The sequence below is a fragment of the Pseudomonas saxonica genome, assembly GCF_007858365.1.
Taxonomy (GTDB): domain Bacteria; phylum Pseudomonadota; class Gammaproteobacteria; order Pseudomonadales; family Pseudomonadaceae; genus Aquipseudomonas; species Aquipseudomonas saxonica.
Genome location: NZ_VFIO01000031.1, coordinates 1 through 1,384, shown reverse-complemented (window position 1 = coordinate 1,384; position 1,384 = coordinate 1). Strand labels below are relative to the sequence as shown.

Below are 1,384 nucleotides of genomic sequence, written 5' to 3'. Positions count from 1 at the left end.
CAACGAAATCAGCAACCCGCTGCGTTTTCAGGGCCAGTATTACGACGAAGAAAGCGGACTACACTACAACCGCCATCGCTACTACAATCCCAACACCGGCCGCTACCTGACCCCCGACCCGATCAAACTGGCGGGTGGACTCAACAGCTACCAGTACGTGCCCAACCCAACGGGGTGGGTGGATCCGTTGGGGTTGATGAGTGTTGAAGGGGATTGTCCTGATGAAAGTGTTCGTACTAATATAAAGTCAAATGTAGATAAAAATAAAAAGGCAAACGCATCTTCAAATTTTAACAATCCGAAAAATGGTTTAACTATCCAAGAGTGCTCTCCACACCCAAGTCCAATTGATCAGTTAGAAGCAGATTACACTTTATTACCGGGCACACAAATTTACCGATTTGGGCAGCCTAAGGAAGCTTCCTTCTCTCTATAGGAACAGCATACTCTTATCAATTTCTAAAACCAAGCACGCTCAAAGAGGACTATTATGTATACGATGTAAAAAAACCATTGACTGTGAAAGCTGGAAAGATTCTACCCTGACTTGGTGAAAGCGGTGGAGGCATTCAATATAGGCTAGATATAATTAATAATATGCGCCGCTCTCTGACAACTCTTACACAAGACAACGAACCATATTTAAAGGAGTTATCTCGTGGAAAACCTCAAGACTACAAGCCTGAGTAAATTGGCCGACGAGTTAAAAATCCTAGGGACTCCTGATAATCACTATTCCATTGGGATCAATCAAAATGAACGGACATGCATATTAAACGATGGCAAAAAATGGCTAGTATATTATTCCGAGAGAGGGCAAATGACAGATCTCAAGGAATTCAAAAAATTCGAAGACGCAAAAATTGAATTTCTGGCAAGACTCATTTGAAAAAAACTATGGACTACGAAGTGACGAAGCGTTAATTAATGTACGAAAATAGAGACCCACTAACTGATGAATGCACGTGGAAGTGCAGCATCTATTGGGAGAGGCCACTAATAAAGCACAATCATTGACAATTAATTACTGAATAATTTAAACGAAACTTAGAGTGCCGGTGCTGAGTAAGTGGAGCTGGGCACTTGCTAATACCCGCCTTTGCGCCGACGCTTCGCCAAAGACATCGACGGCAAAACCACCCTTTTTCTCTGGCAAGGCGACAAGAAAACGACCCTCGTTCAAAGATCCACTCGTCGTAAGTTCAATAACTGCGGTTCATCTGGAGCTCCCCCCCCGCCATTGTGATCGCCCTGATGGTAACCGCTCCATGAACCCCACATTCCAAGCCGGAATTTGATGTCCGATGCTGCGCTCCCGATTTCTTTCTGGAGCCAGCAGGCCATGATGCGACCCGACGCCAAAGTCGAAAAAGTCTACCTCTAT

Annotated in this window: 2 protein-coding genes and 1 pseudogene; all 3 read left to right on the top strand. The window is 44.5% G+C overall.

Translation table 11 applies throughout. The features are described 5' to 3' along the window. Nucleotides 1-220 (top strand): annotated as a pseudogene (locus tag FJD38_RS25230) (RHS repeat-associated core domain-containing protein); the annotation flags it as partial. Nucleotides 221-432: 212 nt separating this feature from the next. Beyond that, nucleotides 433-546, top strand: coding sequence for a glycohydrolase toxin TNT-related protein (locus tag FJD38_RS25225; protein WP_146388037.1), 114 nt, complete (start codon nucleotides 433-435; stop codon nucleotides 544-546). A gap of 112 nt (nucleotides 547-658) precedes the next feature. Next, a complete protein-coding gene (locus tag FJD38_RS24370; RefSeq protein WP_146388035.1) occupies nucleotides 659-889 on the top strand; it encodes a hypothetical protein in 231 nt (76 codons plus the stop codon). The last annotated feature ends 495 nt before the right edge of the window (nucleotides 890-1,384 follow it).